The following is a 20,863-nucleotide window of genomic DNA, read 5'->3' as shown; positions in this document are numbered from 1 at the left end:
ATTAGGTTTAGTCAAAAACTCGGCTTAAGACCAAGGTTCCATTAGTGCCGCCAAAGCCAAATGAATTTGACATTACGGTATCAATCTTCATCTCCATCGCCTCATTGGGTACAAAATCTAAATCACAGCCTTCATCGGGATTTTCAAGATTAATCGTCGGTGGTGCCCTATTATCACGAATTGCTAACACTGAAATTACGGTTTCTAAAGCGCCTGCTGCCCCTAGCATGTGTCCTGTCATTGATTTTGTGGAGCTTACAGCTAGTTTATAAGCATGGTCCCCAAATGTTTTTTTAATGGCCCACGCCTCAAGCGGATCGGCGGCAGGCGTCGAGGTACCATGGGCGTTTATGTAGTCGACTTGCTCAGGGGCGATGCCGGCATCCCGAAGGGAATTTTTCATGCAAGTGGTAAAACCTGCGGCTTCTGGGTCTGGACGTGTCATGTGATAAGCATCACCACTCATCCCAAATCCGATAATTTCGGCATAGATGGTCGCATTGCGCTTTTTGGCATGTTCTAACTCTTCTACTACTACACACGCGGCACCTTCCCCCAACACAAAACCATCGCGACCTTTATCCCACGGACGGCTCGCTTTTTCGGGCTCATCATTTCGTGTCGATAAAGCACGCACAGCAGCAAAGCCACCAATACCGAGGGGAGTGGATGCCATCTCAGTTCCCCCTGCAATCATGGCGTCTGCATCATTGTGAGCAATCATTCTCGCTGCGTGGCCGATGTTATGAAGACCCGTCGTACAGGCGGTAACGATTGAGATATTAGGGCCCTTTAAATTGTATTTAATAGACACCATACCAGATGCCATATTAATAATAGCCCCCGGAATAAAAAAGGGAGAAATTTTTCGTGGACCAGAAGTTAATAACGCGTCATAATTTTTTTCAATCCAAGGCATCCCTCCGATGCCAGACCCAATAGCTACCCCCACACGAGGCGCGTTAGCTTCGTTGATTTCTAGCCCTGAATCCTCCCACGCTTGACGGGCAGATTCCATGGCGAATTGCACAAAAACGTCCGTTTTACGAATGCTTTTAAGATCTAATGCTAAAGCCGGGTCAAAATCCCTGACTTCGGCCGCAATTTGGGTAGGAAAAGAGGACGCATCGAATCGAGCAATCGGCTTCACTCCACTTTTACCCGCTAAGAGCGCCTGCCACATATCCGAAACTTTATTTCCGAGAGGGCTCACAACTCCCAACCCGGTTATTACAACGCGCCGTTTCTCCAAGTGTGACTCCTCAGATTCTCAATAAAGCAAAATAGCAAAATCGATCACGCAGAAGTGGATTCGCTGCCGGAATGTTCTTTGATATAGTCAATCGCCTGTTGGACAGTAGTAATTTTTTCAGCATCTTCATCGGGGATTTCAGTTTCGAATTCCTCTTCAAATGCCATCACCAACTCCACTGTATCTAGAGAATCAGCACCTAAATCGTCTACAAACGAAGCACTGTTGGTAACTTCTTCTTCCTTTACGCCTAATTGTTCAACGACAATCTTTTTGACTCGTTCTTCAACTGTTGCCATGATTGCGGCTCCCCTCTCTAAAGTTAACTTCGACGAATAGTAACATGTTGTTACTAGTATTCAAGCGCTATACCATACACATTCCACCGTTGATATGCAATGTCTCCCCCGTAATATACGCCGCGCTGTCAGAGGCCAAAAAAGCCGCCGCCTGAGCGATTTCATTAGGCTGACCCATGCGTTTCATTGGCACTCGGGCCAGTATCGCTTCTCGTTGCTGTTCGGATAATGCGCCTGTCATTTCCGTTTCAATAAAGCCGGGAGCGATGCAATTAGCGGTGATTCCGTAGGCCGCATATTCCATAGCAACGACTTTGGTAAAGCCAATCAGACCTGCTTTGGCAGCTACGTAGTTGGCTTGACCAGCATTGCCCATTGTCGCCACTACTGAACTAATATTAATAATTCGTCCCGAACGAGCCTTCACCATCGATTTTAGGCAAGCTTTCGTGAGATGAAAAACGCCGTTGAGGTTCGTGTTAATGACCTCGTCCCACTGTTCGGACCTCATTCGCAGAAGGATATTATCCCGTGTTATTCCCGCATTGTTGACCAAGATCGATGGCGCGTCAAAATCACCTTGAATATCGGATAGAATCGCTTTTATCCTTTCTTGATCCCAAATATCGAGAGCATAGCCTTTCCCCTCCACTTTTTCTTCGATCAGCATCTGGGTAATCTTCTTCCCCCCCTCCTCCGTGGTGGCTGTTCCAAGAACTATAGCTCCATGGCGACCGAGTTCGGTCGCCATGGAAGCGCCGATGCCCCGAGAAGCACCCGTTACTAAGGCGGTTTTTCCTTTGAGCGGTGTAAGCATCAATTTCTCCTGATTTTTTACTTCTCACCCCACTCTCTCCTCAAGGAGAGGGTATCTTTGGGCGGAGTTAGTGAGTTAGTCGCTTTATAGCGGTTAAAATTAATTCTGTCGTGGTGAGCGGCAGTATCTCGCTCTGGCGATCAATGCGCTTAATTAAACCAGCTAATTTATTATCGGGACCGCATTCCATAAAAACCTTGATCCCTTGTTCTCCAATATACTTGATGGTTTCTACCCATCGAACGGGTCCCACTAGTTGTTTAATTAAAGCGCCGCGAATGATATTCGCCTCATTATGATTAACCACATCTACATTATGGATCACCGGGACTTTAGGAAAAGCAATCGAAATTTTAGCAATATCCTGCGCTAACCGGTCCGCAGCGGCTTGCATGAGGGGGCAATGGGAAGGAACACTGACCGGAATTCGCTTTGCGATTTTTGCGCCCTCTGTCTTTGCCATGCTAAGAGCGCGATCCACCGCTTCACTATGGCCGGATATCACGGTTTGGCCTGTTGAATTTAGATTGGCCGGCTGAACAACTTCTCCTAGTGCCGCATTTTCGCAAATGGATTCGATTTTCGCCTTATTTAAACCGATGATAGCCCCCATAGCCCCCTCATCGACAGGCACCGCTTCTTGCATATACTTGCCCCGCTTCTCCACCAATTTGACGGCCTCTTCAAATTTCAAAGCCCCCGCGCAAACAAGGGCCGCGTATTCCCCTAAGCTGTGGCCCGCCATCACATGCGGTTTTGGTCCCCCTAGAGCTTCCCAACAACGGAAAATAGCAACATCGGCAGTTAACAAAGCCGGCTGGGTAAATTGGGTCTGATCTAGCCTCTCTTGCGGGGCATGCTGAACCAACTCCCAGAGGTCATAGGCCAGCACGGAAGAGGCTTGCTGAAAGGTTTCGAGAACAATCGGTTGCTGAAGCCCTAACTCAGCCAGCATCCCCAAATGCTGGGACCCTTGGCCAGGGAAGACAAAAGCAAAAGATTGCAGCATTTTTACTCCAAAATATAACTAGTTAGAGTAGCCAGTATGAAGTGCAATACGGGGATTAATATAGCCCTGTAAGGCGCTTTGCTTCATACGGGCTACAATTTAAGTAGCACAGCGCCCCAGGCAAGGCCTGCACCAAAAGCTTCTAACAGCAGCGTATCGCCGCGTTTAATCTTGCCAACCCGAACAGCGGCATCGAGTGCCAAAGGAATAGAGGCAGCGGAGGTGTTACCATGTTGCTCAATTGTCAAAATAACCCGTTCTTTTGGCAGCCCTATTCGTTTCGCTGTTGCTTCAATAATACGTAAATTCGCTTGATGGGGAATTAACCAATCGATGTCCGATTGCGTGAGTCCGCTTTTCTCAATAATCTCATCGACAATTTCTCCTAATTTAGTTACCGCTAGTTTAAAAACTTCTTTCCCATACATGTGCAAATGAGGCGCAGATTCCCGCTCCCAAATCCCACTTTTAGCGGTAATTAAACCACTGTAATCGCCATTTGCATGTAAAATAGTGTTTAAAATGCCGGGTTCTTTGTGAGCTTGTAAAATAATCGCTCCTGCACCATCACCGAATAAAATACAGGTGCTGCGATCTTTCCAATCCACTACCTTTGTTAAAGAATCCACACCAATAACAAGCACACGCTTGGCGCCTCCGTTTCGGATATATTGATCAGCAATGCTTAAAGCGTACACAAAACCAGCACACGCCGCATTTATGTCGAAGGCAGGGATATCCTCACGCAAATTTAAATATTTTTGGACCAAACAAGCTGTACTAGGAAAATAGTATTCTGCCGTTGCAGTCCCCACGATAATCATCTCGATAACGGCGGGGTCTATTCCCGCCATTTCAATTGCACGTTTTGCCGCATCGACCGCCATCGTGGTGGTATTATCAGGGCTATTAGCAATGACATGACGCTCACGCACGCCGACTCGCCGCATGATCCACTCATCAGTGGTATTAACCATTTTTTTTAAATCTGCATTACTTAATATTTGCTGAGGAATATAACTGCCAACACCCTGAATACGCGCGTAGGTCATTTATTTTCAAACTCCTTTAAAATATGAGCGACTTCTTCTTTAATAAGTTGAGGAATATTTTTGTTGACTTGAAAGATCGCTTCTTCGACAGCACAAACAAAAGCTTTAATATTCGCGCTCCCGTGACTTTTAACCACAATACCATTCAACCCCAAAAACGTGGCTCCATTATAACGCTCAGGGTCAATACGTCTGATGAGGCGTTTCAAAATAGGAATCGCTGGTAAGAGCGCTAATTTCGTCCACCACGCCTCACTAAAAGCTTCTTTGGCATGCTGTTTAATTAATTGTGCAACACCTTCACTCGCTTTTAACACCGCATTCCCAACAAACCCATCACAAACGACCACATCAGCAACATTATTAAAAATAGTATTGCCTTCAACATAGCCGATATAATTAATGGTCTTCCTTGCCTCAAAAAGTTCATTGGCTTTTTTCACCAATTCATTTCCTTTGATTTCTTCTTCACCCACATTGAGCAATCCAATTCGAGGATTCCGAATGTTATGTGCAGCGAAAGATAAAATTGAGCCCATGACAGCAAATTGATAAAGGTTTTCAGGGGTTGAATCGACGTTGGCGCCTAAGTCCAAAACCCGCACTTCGCGCTCATTCTTCGTGGGAAAAGCGGCAATAATGGCTGGTCGATCAATACCCGGCAGTGTTTTTAATATATAACGGGCTGTTACCATTAAAGCGCCAGTGTTACCCGCACTTACACAAGCGTGGGCCTGGCCTTCTTTCACTAAATTAATCGCAACACGCATGGAGGAATTTTTTTTAGTTCTTAGCGCTTGAGAAGGCGGCTCATCCATTCCTATTTCTTCACTGGCATGAACAATTTCCAATTGCTGTCCAAAAGATTTTCTATTTTTTTCGGGTATCAAAAGGGCTAACTGTTCTTCTTTACCCACAAGAATAAGTTTAACCTTCGGATGCTTTTTCAGGATGGATATGGCCGCCGGAACAATGACCTTAGGTCCATGGTCGCCGCCCATGACATCGAGTGCGATCGTTTTTAACATTCAGCACTTACTCTTCGCCTTCGTAAGACTCTTTGGGGGTTAAAATTTGGCGGCCTTTATAGTAGCCTTCCTGACTGATGTGATGACGCAAGTGCGTTTCGCCAGTCGTCAGATCTTTTGATAGCATCGCCCCACGTAACGCATCGTGCGACCGGTGCATGCCGCGTCTTGAACGGGTTTTGCGACTTTTTTGTACTGCCATTCTCTTCTCCAAGGTTTACGGGATATCGATTATTTAACCCTCTGAAAACTGAGGAGGAATGGTATAGCGGAATCGGAATGGTGTCAAATTCGATCCAATTGTCGGCCTAGACGCCACCTGGCAGTGGACTCGCTTTAAGGGCCGTACTGACACACACATTGTTCCTAGCCTTTTCTATTCCTCTCTAAAAAGGTAGAATGATGTATAGTTACTTTATGCCCATTCACAACCCCGAAATCACCACCATACTACATAAGCTGGCCGATCTTTTAGAAATTAGAGGCGAAAACCCTTTTCGTATTAGCGCTTATCGTTCCGCAGCTCGCCTCATTGACGAACTTCCTGAAAGCGTCGCCGAAATGTTGAAGGAAGGGGAAGATTTGACAGAATTGCCGGGTATCGGAGGAGCGCTGGCTGAAAAAATTAAAACGACTGTTACGACTGGAAAGTTACCCCAACTCGACCGTCTCGAGAAAAAAATGCCTACAGCCCTTACAGAATTATTAATGATCGAGGGACTAGGTCCAAAACGTATCAAAATCCTCCACGAAAAACTTCATACAAAAAACCTCGATGATTGAAAAAAAGAACTCGACCGAAGAATGATCCGCGATCTACACGGGTTTGGCGGGAAAAGCGAAAAGCTTATTTTTATCGGCCTCAAATCTTTTACAAAGGGGAAGTGCCGTATGAAATTGGCTGACGCCGAGAAAATTGCTCTGCCCTTGCTGGATTACCTTAAAAAATCGTCTGGCATTAAAAAAGTGGATATTGCTGGTAGTTTTCGTCGCCGTAAAGAAACCGTCGGGGATCTTAATATATTAGCGGTCACCGCCAAGAGAAGAAAAGTCGTTGACTATTTTATTAAGTTTGAGGAGGTTTTACGAGTTATATCTCATGGCACTACCCGTTCGACTGTTTTTTTACGCTCAGGTATTCAAGTGGATCTACGTGTGCTGCCTGAAAAAAGTTACGGCGCCGCTATGCACTATTTTACGGGTTCAAAATCCCACAAAATATCACTATCCGAAAAATGGTCTTGAAAAGAAATTTAAAGGCCAACGAATATGGGGTTTATAGAAGGTAATCGACAAATGACTGGCAAAACGGAGAAAGAATTTTACGCGTTTTTCAATATGCCTTACATAGAACCCGAATTACGCGAGAACCGTGGCGAACTTGAAGCCGCGTTAAAAGGACAATTGCCTAAGTTAATCACTCTGAAAGATATCCGCGGTGATTTGGCATTGTCACACCAATGCTACTGACGGGAAATATTCCCTGGAAGCGATCGCAGAAGCGGCACAGGCACGGGGTTAGCGTTACATGGCAATTACGGATCATTCAAAGCACCTCAGCGTAGCTGATGGTTTAGACAAAAAATGACTTATAGAACAAATAAAAATGATTGATAAATTAAATGGAAAACTAAAGGGCTTTACTATTTTAAAAGGGATTGAAGTGGACATTTTGGAAAATGGGTAATTGGATCTTCCCAATTCTACTAAAGGAGTTAGATTTAACGGTCTGTTCAGTGCATTATAAATTTAACCTCTCTGAAAAAAGGCAAACCGAACGGATCCTTCGTGCTATGGATAACCCTTATTTTAATATTTTAGGCCATCCCAGTGGACGACTCATTGGGCAGCGCGACCCCTATTCCGTAAACATTAAGCGCATTATCGAAGCCGTGAAAACAAACGAGTGCCTATTAGAAATTAACGCTCAACCCAATCGCTTGGATTTAGATGATACTCATTGCAAAATGCCGAAAGATCTCGGCATTAAAATGGTGGTTTCAACCGACGCGCATTCCATTAACCAATTAGCCAATATAAAGTTTGGAATTGATACGGCCCGCCGCGGATGGCTTGAAAAAAAGATGTAATCAATACCTATCCCCTCACCGAACTCAAAAAATTATTGCGCCGCAAGTAGTCGCGTTACGGCAAGCCCCTATTGCATCTGTGAAGAATTTTAATATCATCCTTCCATGGGAAGAGCCATCAAAAAAGTGGGATTATTCGTCATCGGCATTTTAGTCATTCTACCTTTTCAAAGCGGCGCCCATATTCATACTAAAACTATCTCTCAACTCAAAAATTCAAAAAACGATTGTCAGCATATCAAGCGATACGATAAAAAAACCAAGCATTACTACAATGTCGTTGTTTGCAAACACGCCACTCCTCCAGCGCCTTCTTTTGGGGAAAGATTACAGGAAATCTTAAGCAACTTGACACCCGCTCAACGATCTCTCCTCGAGAAGCGATTGGCACGCCAACGACAAGTTACAAAAACACGTGCAGGAATTTCTTTTTACGAACCAACTTATATTTTGCCTTATTACTATACCGATCGACCTTATCACTCTATCTATGAAGGAAATACTCCTGAAAATCAACGATTGGATCATCAAGAATTTAAAGGTCAAATGAGCTTCCAATTTCCGATATGCTATAACATGTTCGGTAGTAACGTTTCGTTGGATATACCCTACACTCAGCTCTCTTACTGGCAATTTTATGCTAAATTTCAATTTTTCGTGAAACCAATTATGAGCCGCAATTATTTTTAAGCGATCATTTTTCCCCAAACGGATTAGCCGCTATTTGTATTAATCACCAATCTAACGGCCGCGGCGGCAACTTAGAAAGAAGCTGGAATCAACTTTTTCTCGATTTTACTTTCACCGGCGAACATTGGATGATTGACGTCAAACCCTGGATCTTAATCTTTAAAGCGGAATCCAGCGATCTTCACAATCCCGATATTTATCGCTACCTCGGCTACGGACGGGTTGTTTTCGCAGTCACCTTTCATCGGCAAGTTCTCTCTTTAATGCTAAGAAATACTATTGAAAGTGGCTTCAAACGCGGTGCTATTGAACTTTCCTATTCCTTCCCCATCCACGGCCTGTTATACATGGCTATATTCAATTTTTCAGTGGTTATGGCCAAAACTTGATTGAATACAATCATTATACAAATAGCGTCGGTGTGGGAATTATTATCAGCAATTGGATTTAGGACTTGGTTCGAGATGACACTGGAAAGCACAATTATTAAAATTGTCGAGTACTAAATCATTCAACTAATAACCCAAAAACGACAATCACACCTACAAAAAATAACATTCTCCCTGCTTAACACCAAACAGGACAGATTTCCCATATAAAAAGCGCCGGTATCTAAAGTGATCCATTATTGTGAATTTCTGGTTCTTTTACAATCGTGTGCCCATGAACGACTATTTTGCCGAAATCCGTTTTTGAATGTAGAAATTCGCTACGAATCTAAAGTAAATCTTCCTCAGTTTGTTTATCTAACGGGATTCTGGGACAAACGCCGGCGTGAACGAAAAAATAATTACCTAATTGATAATGCAATTTAAGTGATTTAAAAAAAAGTGAGGTGTTCCGGCGGCAATTAGCTGCAATGTTTTATCGCGAGCCAGCGGTAAATCACTTGTCTCGCGAGGCAAATCATCGACTTTAAATCCATAACTCACCAATGTCGCCTCCGCCATTGCTCAACCACAATAACCCTTCTTCAGGATTACGCAGGAAATTAAGAAACATGTTTTCGTGATTACCTTTTAAGTAACGTGTCTCAAAGCCATTTAACGGTAAATGGATAAGCGTCTCAATGACCTGGGGAGAATGGGAGCCGCGATCAATATAATCGCCAAGAGTCACTAGTATGTGTCGGGATTGAGGACGTAGCTGCGCATCTTGTTCGATATTTTTGAGCACTCAATTTAATAAATCAGCACAGCCGTGGACATCTCCAATGACATAAACGCGAACAGTTGTCGGAACCTTCATATCTTAATTGTAACAATCCCGTTTCATTTTAGGTGGCGTTAAGTTGGGTGAGACATTTCATTAACTCGGAATCTAAAATGGCACAAACACCTAAACGTTTATCTTCCCACTGACACAAAATTCCCGCGGAGTGTAAGAACAAACGCCGCAATCCGTAATTTCGCATTTCTCGATTAAAAACTTTATCACCATACTTCTCGTCCCCCGCAATGGAGTGACCTATGTGCGCCGCATGAACGCGAATTTGATGTGTACGGCCACTCAGCGGTTTAGCTTCGATTAAGCTTGTTTGTTCAAAAATTTTAAGTGGGCGAAAAACAGTCACCGCGGACTTTCCCTCCTTTTCGACCTTCACCATTCGCTCACCGCTTTGTAGACGATTCTTCTTAAGTGGGACTTCAACCCGACATTCGCCCCCCTGCCACTGACCCTTGACCAGCAATAGGTATTGCTTAATCACCTTCCGCTGAGTCAATAGAGTATGCAGAGCCATTAAAGTTGATCGCTTTTTAGCCACCATCAGGCAACCTGAAGTCTCACGGTCTAATCGATGAACCAATTCCAATAATCGGACCTTGGGACGCATGATACGCAAGGCTTCAATTAGCCCTCCCTGAGTAGCACTTCCGCTATGGACGGGCAGACCCGCTGGCTTATCAATCACCAAAAGATCCGCTTCTTCATAAAGAATTCGCATTTCCAAGGAAATGAGCAATTTTTCATCGACGGTGGCAGGTTTTTTAGGGACTGCCATTTGCACAGGCGGTATTCGCACAAGGTCGCCAACAACTAATCGATAATGAGCCCCCACCCACCGCTTATTTACCCATACTTCGCCCTTACGAATAGCGCGATAGATGCGGCTGGGGGGGACGCCTTTAAGCCAAGTGATGAGAAAATTGTCTAATCGTTGTCCAGCGCGGGCATCGTCGATCGTGATGAGGGTTGTGTGCATATGGTTTTATTACCTAAAGCCTGATATAGTTAAACGTCGCCGCCATGGTATCATGGTTTGAGATTGTGAAAAACATAACTATTCAGGCAACTAACGTGAATGCTTGAATAGTTACTGAAAAATTGGCGTCAACGAACAGCAGATTACAAAGTTTACCTTACGCCGATTGAATGAATTGGTTTGTAACTATTTAAACGCTCAGTGCAGTTCAGATTGGTGCTGAATTTATTAGTATATATTAATAAATAACACGGCGCTCCCAGAGCGGTTTCCGGCGAACCCTCAAACCCCCCGTTTGTGGTTGAGCAGCGCCCAGAGGACAGACTTAAAAAATGAAAAGAATGCTGATTAACGCCACTCAGCCTGATGAGGTGCGCGTAGCTATTACTGACGACTCTAAATTAATTGATCTCGACATAGAAATTCCCGGTCAAGAGCAGAAAAAATCCAACATTTACAAAGGCATCATTACCAGCATTGAGCCAAGTCTCGGTGCAGTGTTTGTTAATTATGGCAGCGAACGCCACGGTTTTTTGCCGCTGAAAGAAATCTCCCGGGAATATTTTCTCCAGGGCATCGAAGGCGATTTTGATTCCACCGACATTAATCGGGTACTTAAATTAGGTCAAGAACTGGTCATTCAAGTAGATAAAGAAGAACGAGGGACGAAAGGCGCTGCCTTAACGACATTCATTAGTCTGGCAGGCTCTTTTTTAGTCCTGATGCCCAACAATCCCCGAGCCGGCGGCATTTCGCGCCACATCGAAGGCGATGAGCGCGATCAATTGCGCGAAATGATTAACCAACTTAGTCTTCCTGAAGGGATGGGCTTGATTGTCCGAACGGCAGGATTAGGGCGGCCCAAGGAAGAATTAGAATGGGATTTAAAAATTTTACTGCGTTATTGGGAAGCGCTTAAACAAGCCGCTGTCGCTAAACCCGGGCCTTATTTGATTCAACAAGAAAGTGATGTCATCATCCGAGCGATTCGCGACTATCTGCGACAAGACGTCGAAGAAATCCTCATCGATGATGAAGTGGCTTTTGAAAATGCTCGACATTACATCAATCAAGTCCGCCCTCAATTTGTAGAACGGCTAAAACTTTACCGAGAACATCTCCCGCTCTTCAGTCGATTCCAAATCGAACAACAGATTGAGAATGCGCACCAACGTGAGATTCGCCTTCCTTCGGGAGGTTCTTTAATTATCGATCACAACGAAGCTTTGATCGCTATTGATATTAACTCCGCCCGCGCTACGCGGGGAGCGAGCATCGAAGAAACCGCGCTTTCCACCAATTTAGAAGCCGCGGAAGAGATTGCTCGCCAATTACGCATTCGTGACATTGGAGGTCTGATTGTTATTGACTTTATCGACATGACCCCGCTTCGCAATCAACGCGAAGTCGAAAATTGTCTGCGCAACGCATTAAGCCAAGACCGAGCTCGTATCCAGATTGGACATATCTCCCGATTTGGTTTGTTGGAAATGTCTCGCCAACGCTTGCGATCTTCGCTCACACGTTCCACTCAAATCGCCTGCCCCCGATGCAACGGCGAAGGTACCGTAAGAAGCATTGAATCTTTGGGATTATCCATTATCCACATCATTCAAGAGCAAGCTTCAAAAGCTAAAAATATTCATTTCCAATTACAAGTGCCGGTAGATTTGGCGACTTACCTCATTAATGAAAAACGGGAATTATTGCGGTATATTGAACACCATTATGTGGTAAAAATTACCGTCGTTCCCAATCAATATATGGAAACCCCGCTTTATCAATTACGGCAAATGAAAATCGACCCTGCCAGTCTCGAACACGGTAAGGGTATGGCCAGTTATAAACTCACTAAGGTATTCAAAACAGAGGTACCGCAAAAACAAGAAATCAGGCCATTCAGTGAACCTGCCATCCAGCAGTTTTTGATGCCCCCTCCAGCGCCCACAACGCCTCGTAAAACAGCTGCTCCTGGCCTGTTCAAACGGTGGATGGTTAAAATGTTTGGTGGTGAGGAAGAATCTTCAACGGCCATGATGCCACCAGTTAAATGGCGAACACCTGAATGGCACAAGCCGTCTTCCTCCGCCAGAGGTCGAAGGCAAGGAGGTGGTTGCGCTTCGCACAAATCAACGGGACCCCGAAGATATCATCCTCGCAGCGGGGGTGGCGGTCACGGTCAAAGCCGACACGGAATTCGTTCACGCCGCGGAACTCGAGGCGGTCGCCACGATCAGGGCGGCGGACGCAGCAGTCCTGCCTATCATACGCAATCGATGTCTTCGTTGGGTGAAGACGTTGTAGATGTTAACCAGCTCCCCATATCTATGCCCCGACCGCCCTTTGCCACAGATGCCGGCACTCCATCTTTTGGGGATGAGCGTCGTTCTAGTTTTGGTGGCATTAAAGAAGAGGCGGATCACAGCGCTAAATCCCCCCCTAATGATAAAGTTAGCGACGACAATAGAAGCAATCGATAATAAATTCCTTGGGCTTACCGCGGGAACGTCCGATAATTATCACCATAAGAGCTTCCGGAGCTTGACCCTTCCGTCGTATTCCCGTGGGATACTAATGAGTCGGCATAAAATCTGCCTATTTTTTGCAGACGCTCCTCAGCCATTACAGTAGATAGAAAGGTACGGATATTCTCTCGAGGCATCATCGAGTCGTTAAAAAACTCCTGGCAACTGGGAATAGGTATTCGCTCTAATAAATCGGCAAGCTCGTTCAAACCTTTTATAAAAATAAGGTCTTGTTTTAGAGCGCCCTCAGCACGATGGTGCACCACCTCTTTAACCACCGTTAAACAGGCCAATTATAAACAAACGCCGTCGGAAAGTTATGGGTGACTCCCGATACAATTGCCGCTTTCTCTCCCCCAAATGAGTAAAAGCATTTTTTCCATCCTTCGTATCCCATCTGATCAGCAGTAACTCCGGAAGGAAAAGCCACTAATAGCCCCACCGCCATCAAACTAAAATACAACATGGAGATTTCCCGCTCCCTCTAATGAGGGAGCGCTCAAAGCGAAATCACCAAATTCGATAATCCCTTCTTTGGTAAAGCCTAGGCTGGGCAACTAGGTGAAAAATTACCGATAAAATTCCAAAAGCTTCATTATTAATGAATGACTCTCCGCCAGAAAAGCTCATTACCCCAAATCCAAAGTTTGCCCATACTGCCATGGCACCCGCGGCACAAACGCCCATCCGCGCAAACCCCATTGAAACCAGGATTCTCTCTCTTGAGAGACAGACGATGATGATTCAGAGGAAATTGAACCGTCCAAAAATTCAAACATTTCTTTATTCAATAGCGCAGAAAAAAACGTATCTCATTCCAATAGTTCCAACGGATTTGGATTTTCAGGGTCGCGGTACATTAATTTATTAAAAACAAGAGCTCGACTTTTTGTCAAGTTTTTGATAAGCTTTTGTTTTTGTTTGATTGCGGAGTCGCTTAACGATCTGCTCTTTTGCTTCACGCAAAACTCCGCGTTGTAATTTTAGTCTTTCGTCAAATTACCACATTTTCCTCGCATCCAATCAAAAAAACGATACCTCGTTTGCTCATACTGTTTCATCAATGCTTCCGCGCCCACCATATTAACGGGTAAATTTAGAGCACCGCTTAAATTAGAAAGAATCATATCGAGGCGCAAACCCCTTAAACTTTCCTTCCAAATAGGTAAAAGCGCAAAAAAGTAGTCAGGAACGATGCGCCCCACTTAATTTTTTCACCTTTCACCTTGGTAATAATCTTTTCTTCTTTAGAATGTGACTTCCTGGCATTCAGTAGACACCGATAAGCAACCCAATTGAACAATGCATTGGTAACGGAACCACCCACTTGAGAAGCGTAAAGTCCAGCACCGGTACCAAGATATTTTGCCCAACGTTCTCCCCCTTGTTGGGAAGAATTCCAATACATTAAACCCCTACCTGCAGCTAATGTGAAAGCAACAACCTCCATAAGGTGATCGAGACAAGCAAAAGTTTCTTGCGTTCTTCCGGTGACGGTGACCTTTTTCTGAAATCGTTCCACCAACTTTTGGAGAGCGTCTGGAACAGTTTTCTCCCTAACTAAGGGGAGCGATTCCCCCCTTATCATTATTAATGCGATTTCCCCTCATTGTTAATACCCCTTAATGTTGAAACGCTAATTTTTTTTCGAGGAAACAAAATACGCTCATAATTAAAGCATTTAAAACGAAATAAACAATTACAGCCAGGAAAAATAGCGGGATAACTTCATACGTCATGGCGATTAAGTGACGCGTGACTCCCATAATATCCATCAATGTGATTGTACCTGCTAATGAAGTTCCTTTTAAAGTCATAATAACTTCGTTTGAATAAGCCGGCAATACAATACGGATCGCCCGAGGAATAATAATTCTCTGATAAGCTTTCCAACGCGATAAACCTAATGCTTTAGCCGCTTCAATTTCGCCAATCGGAATGGAATGAATAGCGCCACGCAATAAAACAATTGTATAAGCGCTCGTATTAATAGCCAAAGCGATAACGGCACAGCCAAAAGGTCGTTTTAGCACCGACCACAAAATGGTTTCCCGCAACCAATGAAACTCGCCGCTGCCATAATAAATAATAAAAATCTGAACGAGCAATGGTGTTCCACGAATAATAAAAACAAAAATGTTTACCGGTGCTTCTAAAAAAGAAAAACCACTCTCAGAAAGTGCGGTTAATAGCGCGGCTAAAAATAAACCCAACGCGAGCGCAGATAACATTAACTCAATTGTTATCACAACGCCAGATAACAATTGGGGGCAATATTGTAAAATATTCATGACTGTTAAAACTTATTTACGGAAAATAATTTTAAAACCAATTGCGAAACGGAAGTCAACAATAAAAATAAAAAGGCAGCCATTATATAAAATTTAAAAGGTTCCCGCGTTGTGCTCGCGGCCAATTGCGTCTTATTCATTAAATCCCCTAATCCAATTAATGCCACTAATGCACTATCCTTTAGTAAAACTAACCATAAATTACCGAGGCCCGGCAAGGCATGATGCCAGACTTGGGGTAATACAATTCTTTTAAAAATAATCCAGCCTGAAAGGCCCATCGCTTTTCCCGCTTCGGTTTGCCCTTTTGGAAGTGCTAATAACGCCCCGCGAAGCGTTTGAGTAGCGTAAGCCGCAAAAATCATTCCCAAGGCTAATACTCCAGCCGAAAAGGCGCTAACCTGTACAGAGCGATGAAAAAGCTTTGTCAGCAGTGCAGAGCCGCCAAAATAAATTATAAATAATACCAGCAATTCGGGAAGTCCACGAATAAAAGCTGTGATACTTTTTAGAATCGATTTTAAAAAATTTAACTGACTAAATTCAATCAACGTAAATAAAATCGCAAGCCCCATTCCAAAAATAACGGCGCATAGCGAGACGGCCAAGGTGACCATTGCACCCTTTGCCAATTGCAGACCAAAACCTTCCAAGCCAATCATTATGCCTGCCCAAAATATTTCTGAATAATGGCGGCATAAACCCTATTTGCTTTAATTGCTGCTAATGCCTTATTTAATTTTAACAGCAGCGCTTGATTACCTTTTTTGACGGCAATACCTACACCTTTACCAAAATAATTGGGGTCATCAACCGGCTTTCCTATCAGGACATATTCTCCGCGTCCGTTTTGTTTTAACCACTGCTTAATTAACGGCGTATCTCCAACCATTGCATCCACTCGACCGGAAGTTAAATCCATCAGTGCATCTTCTTCACTCGGATACCGCTGAATAGTGATGCTATTTCCAAAAGAATCTTGGAGATAACTATCAAATGTCGTACCTCCCTGCACGCCGATGATTTTACCTTTCAACCCCTGTTTGGATAGCGTTAACGGCGTATTTTTGTCGGCGATGAAGCTAACGGAATTCGTATAATACGAATCAGTAAAATCAACTTCTTTTTGTCGTGCTGTGGTAATGTTCATTCCGCCAAACAAAGCATCAAACTTTCCCAATTTTAAACTCGGGATTAAGCTGTCCCACGGCTGATTGCTAATGGTGCAGGTAGCTTGCATTTGTTTACAAACCGCCTTCACGATATCCGCACCAAAACCTTCGACTTGACCGGATGGACCCATATAAACATAGGGCGGATAAGTGGCCTCCGTAGCGAATTTAATAGTGTCTGTTGCAAAAACAGACGAAACAAAAAGACAATTGACAAAGTAAAATGCTGTTATTCGCACAAAAGTGGGTGTCCAGCGGAAAAAATGGCTTACGCTTCTGTTATTATTTTTATTCATCAATCCCCCAGCGACTCAATAAAATCGCTAAAAACCTGAGTCTTTGGCGAGTGGAACATTATTTCTGGCTGTCCTTCTTCCACAATCCTTCCTTCATGAAGGAAAACTGTTTTATGCGCCACTTCCCGAGCAAATTTCATCTCATGCGTAGCAATGACGATGGTCATTCCTTTTTGCGCTAATTCATGAATTAAATCACGCATGGCTGTTATCATTTTAGGGTCTAACGCTGAAGTAGGCTCATCGAACAACATCACTTCCGGCTCCATCATCAAAGCGCGCGCAATGGCTGCCCGCTGTTGCTGACCACCGGATAGCCGGACAGGATAGTCATCTTTTTTCGCTAAAATACCAATCTGATCCAATAAACACTCTGCCTTTTTCACCGCTTCTGCTTTTGAGATTTTTAACACTTGGCAGGGCGCCTCAATTAAATTTTGTAAAATCGTTCGGTGCGCCCACAAATGAAATTGTTGAAATACCATTCCCAGTTTATTGCGAAGCGCAACAAGGCTTTGACACGTTGGCTTTTTTGCAGTAAGCGAAAAATGAAATTTAAGGTCGTTGATAACCATTCGTCCCTCATCAGGCATTTCAAGTAAATTAAGGCAGCGCAATAAGGTGCTCTTGCCCGCCCCACTATCGCCCAACAACGTAACTACTTCACCTGCCTTCGCCGCAAAGGAAACCTCTTTAAGAACGACTGTGCCGTGATAGCTTTTTTTCAAGGACTCAACTTGGATTTTGTTCATTTCGTGATAATAGCTGGATCCGAGTTTTTAGTCAAATATTTGACTAAATATTCAACTATTGATATATTATTTGAATATATATTTCAAACTTTTATGACCAGAAAGAGCGATTCTCAAAAATCATTGACTGAAGCCGTTAAAACGCTGCTTTGGACAGAAAAAATTACTAAGCAAGACGAGTTAGTTACAAAGCTCCGTCAGCAGGGCTATGATATCAACCAATCAAAAATTTCGCGTTTATTACGTAATTTACTGGCAATAAAAGTCAAGGATGAAGACGGCCAAACGGTCTATAGGCTCTCGAAAGAGCCTTTGCCTCCTTCGACAAAAAGCCCTTTAACACAGCTAGTGCTTGATATCACTGCAAATGAAACGTTAATTCTCGTTAAAACAAGCCCAGGATCAGCGCCGCTCATTGCTCGACTTCTGGATTATCATAAAAAAGATTCCATGATACTTGCGACCATCGCGGGAGACGATACGATCTTCATCGCCCCCAAATCCATCCAACAAATAGATCAAGTGCTCATTGAAGTAAAAGATTCTTTAGAGAGCATTAAAAATAAGCCCTAACCCGCTCGAGGTCTTCTTCCGTGTCAACACCCGGAGGACATTTACTTTTAGCGACCACCATGTAAATACGACACCCGTACCACAATATACGCAATTGTTCTAAGACTTCCATTTTTTCTGCGGGGCAAGCGTCCCAGGAAAGATATTCTTCTAGAAAGCCTACTCGGTAAGCATAGATACCGACATGGCGATAATGAGAACCATTCAATTGGAGGTTCTCATTATCAGAAAAAGTATCACGGCCCCACGGAATGGGAGCGTGGCTAAAATAAAGCGCGTAATTGCGCCGGTTTAAAACGACTTTAGTACTGTGGGGATTAAATAACTCATCGACCTCTGTAATGGGCGTACAAAGAGAAGCAACTTTAACATTACCATGTTCATCCAAGTCTTCCGCTAATTTACGAATGGCATCCGGTGGAATTAAAGGTTCATCGCTTTGCAAACAAACGATAATCTCATCATCTTCAAAACCTAACGCAACCGCAGCCTCGGCAATACGTTCAGTACCCGATTGATGATCGGAAGAAGTCATGCAAACTACTGCGCCAAAATCTTCGGCGACTTGGCGGATTCTTTTATCATCGGTAGCAATCACAACCTCTTCAGCACCGCTTTTAATCGCACTTTCATAAACATGCTGAATCATCGGTTTTCCGGCAATGTCAACTAATGCTTTGCCGGGTAAACGAGTGGAATCAAAACGCGCGGGAATAATAACTCGGAATTCCATCTTACCTCTCAATTAACGGACGTGTACTATCGGGCAACATTACCGGTATTCCATCGTGAATAGGGTAAGCTAATTTGTCAAAACTACAAATGAGCTCCTGTTCATCTTGGCTATAAACTAATTTCCCTTTACATATAGGGCAAGCCAGTATCTCTAACAATCTTCTATCCATCAAGGGCCTCTTAAGACTTCAGCTTCTATACCATGGAAACAATTTATCATTTTTAAAGTAAGAATCAAGAGTCTTAAAAGACTATGAAACATGCCTTAAATCTGAAGTTTTTCTGGAGGTTAGACTCCGGCATTCATGCCGGGAAGTGCCTTTTAGCGGTTCAAGTCAGAGGAAGAGCGGCACGGAAGGTTTTTATAACTTTTCCTTAAGCTACTCAAAATATTTTTTTGAAATACTATAATTTTGGGGTATGACAAATCAAAGTAAAAAATGGTCGTAGAAAGTAACACAAAACAGTAACGCCCTTGATTTCGAAAAGGGGTAGTTACGTGGAAAGACCCCAAGAGAATCGCAAAGTCATTGAGAAAATCAGCACTACAAAGCAAACCCCGAAAAGCCTCACTATATCAATCGGCCATGTCAATGCTTAACTTCTACATCAACCGTGCAGGAAGGCAATTGCCGGCTAAACAGAAAGCCGTTTTAAACCAGGCCAAAGACGAACTAAGAGCACTTTTCCAGAAGTGAGTTTTTCTTTTATACTTGAGTATTTTTAATTATTAAAAGCGCCAAATTAAGCCATCGAGCAATCGTTTCCTGATCTGTTTTTGGCACTGTCGCCGATTCCTTTTCTCATCATTTATTAATACTAACGTCCGTTTAATATCGGCCATTTTCGCTTCTCTCAAACGAGCGTTCTGAAAAGCTTCGAGGAAATTATTAATTTTAATGATTGCGACCTTTACAAAGTTATTACCTACGCATTGTTTTTCTAATTTTTAGAAAGACAAGCGCATTGTGGCCGTTTAAGGATAGCTTTACTTAACGTTTTGGGAAGAGAAAGTAAGTTAAAATCATAATTATCCGTAGATAACAAGCTTAGCATGGGATAAACTCTGGTTATTTTTTCCTTCCGTATCAAGTTTTCATAGAAAACGCAAACTCGGCGTATTTATAGCAAGATAGCTGCCCGCCTGTTCAGGTTAATCACGACTATTTTGACTATCCGTGAGAGAAACTAAATCACCTTTTTTGTGGTAACAGTGAAGGGCCCACTAACAATCGAATGATGCCTGCAAATAAGTGGCACATCCAAACTTTCTTGCGCTTGATTATAACGGGTTTAAGTTTGTATGGGTGTCATCCCAACGGCTGCGGGTACAATTAAATACTGCAATCATTGCATCCCTTCTATAAAAGCAGTCTCCCCGTTTTTTTAGTTTGATCGAAATAATCAACTATAATCCGGCAAATTGCTTTTTGAATAGTCTTAGCGATCTCCATCGAGATTCGATCGAATTCTGCCGCATCAACTTGACGGCGAATATTTTCTTTTTCTTTTGTAAAAGAAGTTTCAGTTATCAATGTTGCTCCATTATTTGATTACAATAGGTTAAGCAATAAATATTAAAGTTACCTTAAAGATCATTGATCAATTTCGAAAGGCCTACGCTCAACCTTTTGATAAGCATACGATAGTTGAGTCATTCCTGCGCGGGCAGGGGATTGTGAGTTTCCATCATGATATAAATAGCGTTCAGAGAGAAATCCCCAGAATACCCGAGGGATTACGGGCACGAGCGATCGTGCGGGAGTTGATTTTATACAATCGACTGGATCAAGATCCTCGGCTCTATTCTCTCGAGACGTTTGAATAGTTGACCGGGAAGTCATTCTACTCTCCCACTTAGAATCCTAAACAAAATTCTCGAGGATGAGATGAGATCATACAATAATTTTATCGGTATCGATATTGGTAAATTTTCATTTACAGTAGCTGTTTATGGCAGTAAATCTGCGAGGGAATATGAGAACAATTCCCAAGGCATTAATACTTTCCTGAAAAGCTATAAAGCATTTCTTGAATCGGGACTGTGCGTATTTGAAACAACCGGTGGATATGAACTCG

20 protein-coding genes and 7 pseudogenes are annotated in these 20,863 nt (G+C 43.4%); 7 read left to right on the top strand and 20 right to left on the bottom strand.

The genetic code is table 11. From position 1 onward, the window contains the following. Positions 1–7 precede the first annotated feature (7 nt). The 7 genes from fabF to rpmF all read right to left on the bottom strand — a co-directional run bounded on the left by fabF (position 8) and on the right by rpmF (position 5,659). Positions 8–1,252: a beta-ketoacyl-ACP synthase II gene (gene fabF, locus OWO34_RS02410; protein ID WP_267256442.1), complete on the bottom strand. Its 1,245-nt coding sequence runs from the start codon at positions 1,250–1,252 to the stop codon at positions 8–10. Between the two features lie 44 nt (positions 1,253–1,296). Beyond that, positions 1,297–1,551 carry an acyl carrier protein gene (gene acpP / locus OWO34_RS02405; RefSeq protein ID WP_267256441.1) on the bottom strand — a complete coding sequence of 85 codons (255 nt, stop codon included), beginning with the start codon at positions 1,549–1,551 and terminating at the stop codon, positions 1,297–1,299. Positions 1,552–1,618: 67 nt separating this feature from the next. Next, complete coding sequence (gene fabG / locus OWO34_RS02400; protein ID WP_267256440.1) at positions 1,619–2,368, bottom strand: 3-oxoacyl-ACP reductase FabG; 750 nt, start codon at positions 2,366–2,368, stop codon at positions 1,619–1,621. Between the two features lie 67 nt (positions 2,369–2,435). Further along, positions 2,436–3,377 carry an ACP S-malonyltransferase gene (gene fabD / locus OWO34_RS02395; RefSeq protein WP_267256439.1) on the bottom strand — a complete coding sequence of 314 codons (942 nt, stop codon included), beginning with the start codon at positions 3,375–3,377 and terminating at the stop codon, positions 2,436–2,438. Positions 3,378–3,469: 92 nt separating this feature from the next. Continuing rightward, entirely contained in the window at positions 3,470–4,429 is a 960-nt protein-coding gene (locus OWO34_RS02390; protein WP_267256438.1) for a beta-ketoacyl-ACP synthase III, read from the bottom strand. Further along, a complete protein-coding gene (gene plsX, locus OWO34_RS02385; RefSeq protein WP_267256437.1) occupies positions 4,426–5,457 on the bottom strand; it encodes a phosphate acyltransferase PlsX in 1,032 nt (343 codons plus the stop codon). Before plsX ends, OWO34_RS02390 begins: the two co-directional genes overlap by 4 nt. Before the next feature lie 7 nt (positions 5,458–5,464). After that, positions 5,465–5,659, bottom strand: coding sequence for a 50S ribosomal protein L32 (gene rpmF / locus OWO34_RS02380; RefSeq protein WP_267256436.1), 195 nt, complete (start codon positions 5,657–5,659; stop codon positions 5,465–5,467). A 157-nt stretch (positions 5,660–5,816) separates the two neighbouring features. Between rpmF and polX the strand changes: the two are divergent. Then, a pseudogene (gene polX, locus OWO34_RS02375) lies at positions 5,817–7,597 on the top strand (DNA polymerase/3'-5' exonuclease PolX). A 55-nt stretch (positions 7,598–7,652) separates the two neighbouring features. Next, positions 7,653–8,688, top strand: a pseudogene (locus OWO34_RS02370) (phospholipase A). 91 nt (positions 8,689–8,779) lie between these two features. Here OWO34_RS02370 and OWO34_RS02365 read toward each other — a convergent pair. Together OWO34_RS02365 and OWO34_RS02360 are read right to left on the bottom strand one after the other, a co-directional pair. Next, positions 8,780–9,485 (bottom strand): annotated as a pseudogene (locus OWO34_RS02365) (metallophosphoesterase family protein). 28 nt (positions 9,486–9,513) lie between these two features. Further along, entirely contained in the window at positions 9,514–10,440 is a 927-nt protein-coding gene (locus tag OWO34_RS02360) for an RluA family pseudouridine synthase (protein ID WP_267256435.1), read from the bottom strand. A 332-nt stretch (positions 10,441–10,772) separates the two neighbouring features. Here OWO34_RS02360 and OWO34_RS02355 point away from each other — a divergent pair, with 332 nt between their 5' ends. After that, positions 10,773–12,920, top strand: coding sequence for an Rne/Rng family ribonuclease (locus OWO34_RS02355; RefSeq protein WP_267256434.1), 2,148 nt, complete (start codon positions 10,773–10,775; stop codon positions 12,918–12,920). A 14-nt stretch (positions 12,921–12,934) separates the two neighbouring features. On the opposite strand, the gene OWO34_RS02350 is transcribed toward OWO34_RS02355, so the two are convergent. Beyond that, positions 12,935–13,258 carry a hypothetical protein gene (locus OWO34_RS02350; protein WP_267256433.1) on the bottom strand — a complete coding sequence of 108 codons (324 nt, stop codon included), beginning with the start codon at positions 13,256–13,258 and terminating at the stop codon, positions 12,935–12,937. Beyond that, on the bottom strand, positions 13,246–13,431 hold the full coding sequence (locus OWO34_RS02345) for a hypothetical protein (RefSeq protein WP_267256432.1): 186 nt from the start codon (positions 13,429–13,431) through the stop codon (positions 13,246–13,248). Before OWO34_RS02345 ends, OWO34_RS02350 begins: the two co-directional genes overlap by 13 nt. A gap of 135 nt (positions 13,432–13,566) precedes the next feature. On the opposite strand from OWO34_RS02345, the gene OWO34_RS02340 reads away from it, so the two are divergent. Next, entirely contained in the window at positions 13,567–13,836 is a 270-nt protein-coding gene (locus OWO34_RS02340) for a hypothetical protein (RefSeq protein WP_267256431.1), read from the top strand. Between the two features lie 273 nt (positions 13,837–14,109). Here OWO34_RS02340 and OWO34_RS02335 read toward each other — a convergent pair whose 3' ends face one another. The 5 genes from OWO34_RS02335 to OWO34_RS02315 form a co-directional block, all read right to left on the bottom strand. Beyond that, positions 14,110–14,490 (bottom strand): hypothetical protein, encoded by a 381-nt coding sequence (locus tag OWO34_RS02335; protein WP_267256430.1) that lies wholly within the window; start codon positions 14,488–14,490, stop codon positions 14,110–14,112. A 97-nt stretch (positions 14,491–14,587) separates the two neighbouring features. Beyond that, positions 14,588–15,256, bottom strand: coding sequence for an ABC transporter permease subunit (locus OWO34_RS02330; protein WP_267256429.1), 669 nt, complete (start codon positions 15,254–15,256; stop codon positions 14,588–14,590). A 5-nt stretch (positions 15,257–15,261) separates the two neighbouring features. Next, a complete protein-coding gene (locus OWO34_RS02325; protein ID WP_267256428.1) occupies positions 15,262–15,918 on the bottom strand; it encodes an ABC transporter permease in 657 nt (218 codons plus the stop codon). Then, entirely contained in the window at positions 15,918–16,724 is an 807-nt protein-coding gene (locus OWO34_RS02320) for a transporter substrate-binding domain-containing protein (protein ID WP_267256427.1), read from the bottom strand. Before OWO34_RS02320 ends, OWO34_RS02325 begins: the two co-directional genes overlap by 1 nt. Beyond that, positions 16,724–17,476, bottom strand: a complete 753-nt coding sequence (locus OWO34_RS02315; protein ID WP_267256426.1) for an amino acid ABC transporter ATP-binding protein — start codon at positions 17,474–17,476, stop codon at positions 16,724–16,726. Before OWO34_RS02315 ends, OWO34_RS02320 begins: the two co-directional genes overlap by 1 nt. A 93-nt stretch (positions 17,477–17,569) precedes the next feature. On the opposite strand from OWO34_RS02315, the gene argR reads away from it, so the two are divergent. Then, positions 17,570–18,049, top strand: a complete 480-nt coding sequence (gene argR / locus OWO34_RS02310) for a transcriptional regulator ArgR (RefSeq protein ID WP_267256447.1) — start codon at positions 17,570–17,572, stop codon at positions 18,047–18,049. On the opposite strand, the gene kdsB is transcribed toward argR, so the two are convergent. From kdsB to OWO34_RS02295, 3 genes and pseudogenes are all read right to left on the bottom strand, one after another. Continuing rightward, entirely contained in the window at positions 18,033–18,794 is a 762-nt protein-coding gene (gene kdsB, locus OWO34_RS02305; protein ID WP_267256425.1) for a 3-deoxy-manno-octulosonate cytidylyltransferase, read from the bottom strand. The two genes, argR and kdsB, sit on opposite strands and share 17 nt — an antisense overlap. Then, positions 18,784–18,954, bottom strand: coding sequence for a Trm112 family protein (locus tag OWO34_RS02300; RefSeq protein ID WP_267256424.1), 171 nt, complete (start codon positions 18,952–18,954; stop codon positions 18,784–18,786). The genes kdsB and OWO34_RS02300 overlap by 11 nt, the downstream gene beginning before the upstream one ends. A gap of 155 nt (positions 18,955–19,109) precedes the next feature. Continuing rightward, positions 19,110–19,172: pseudogene (locus OWO34_RS02295) on the bottom strand (hypothetical protein); the annotation flags it as partial. Between the two features lie 32 nt (positions 19,173–19,204). On the opposite strand from OWO34_RS02295, the pseudogene OWO34_RS02290 reads away from it, so the two are divergent. Further along, a pseudogene (locus tag OWO34_RS02290) lies at positions 19,205–19,482 on the top strand (DUF3175 domain-containing protein). Positions 19,483–19,491: 9 nt separating this feature from the next. Here the strand turns inward: OWO34_RS02290 and OWO34_RS02285 are convergent. Beyond that, positions 19,492–20,241 (bottom strand): annotated as a pseudogene (locus tag OWO34_RS02285) (hypothetical protein); the annotation flags it as partial. Positions 20,242–20,673: 432 nt separating this feature from the next. Between OWO34_RS02285 and OWO34_RS02280 the strand changes: the two are divergent. Further along, a pseudogene (locus OWO34_RS02280) lies at positions 20,674–20,863 on the top strand (IS110 family transposase); the annotation flags it as partial.

Origin of the sequence: Coxiella endosymbiont of Ornithodoros maritimus (genome assembly GCF_907164965.1) — a bacterium.
In the GTDB taxonomy this organism is placed as follows: domain Bacteria; phylum Pseudomonadota; class Gammaproteobacteria; order Coxiellales; family Coxiellaceae; genus Coxiella.
The sequence above is the reverse complement of the archived record's forward strand: the minus strand, read 5'-3'. Positions and strand labels throughout refer to the sequence as shown.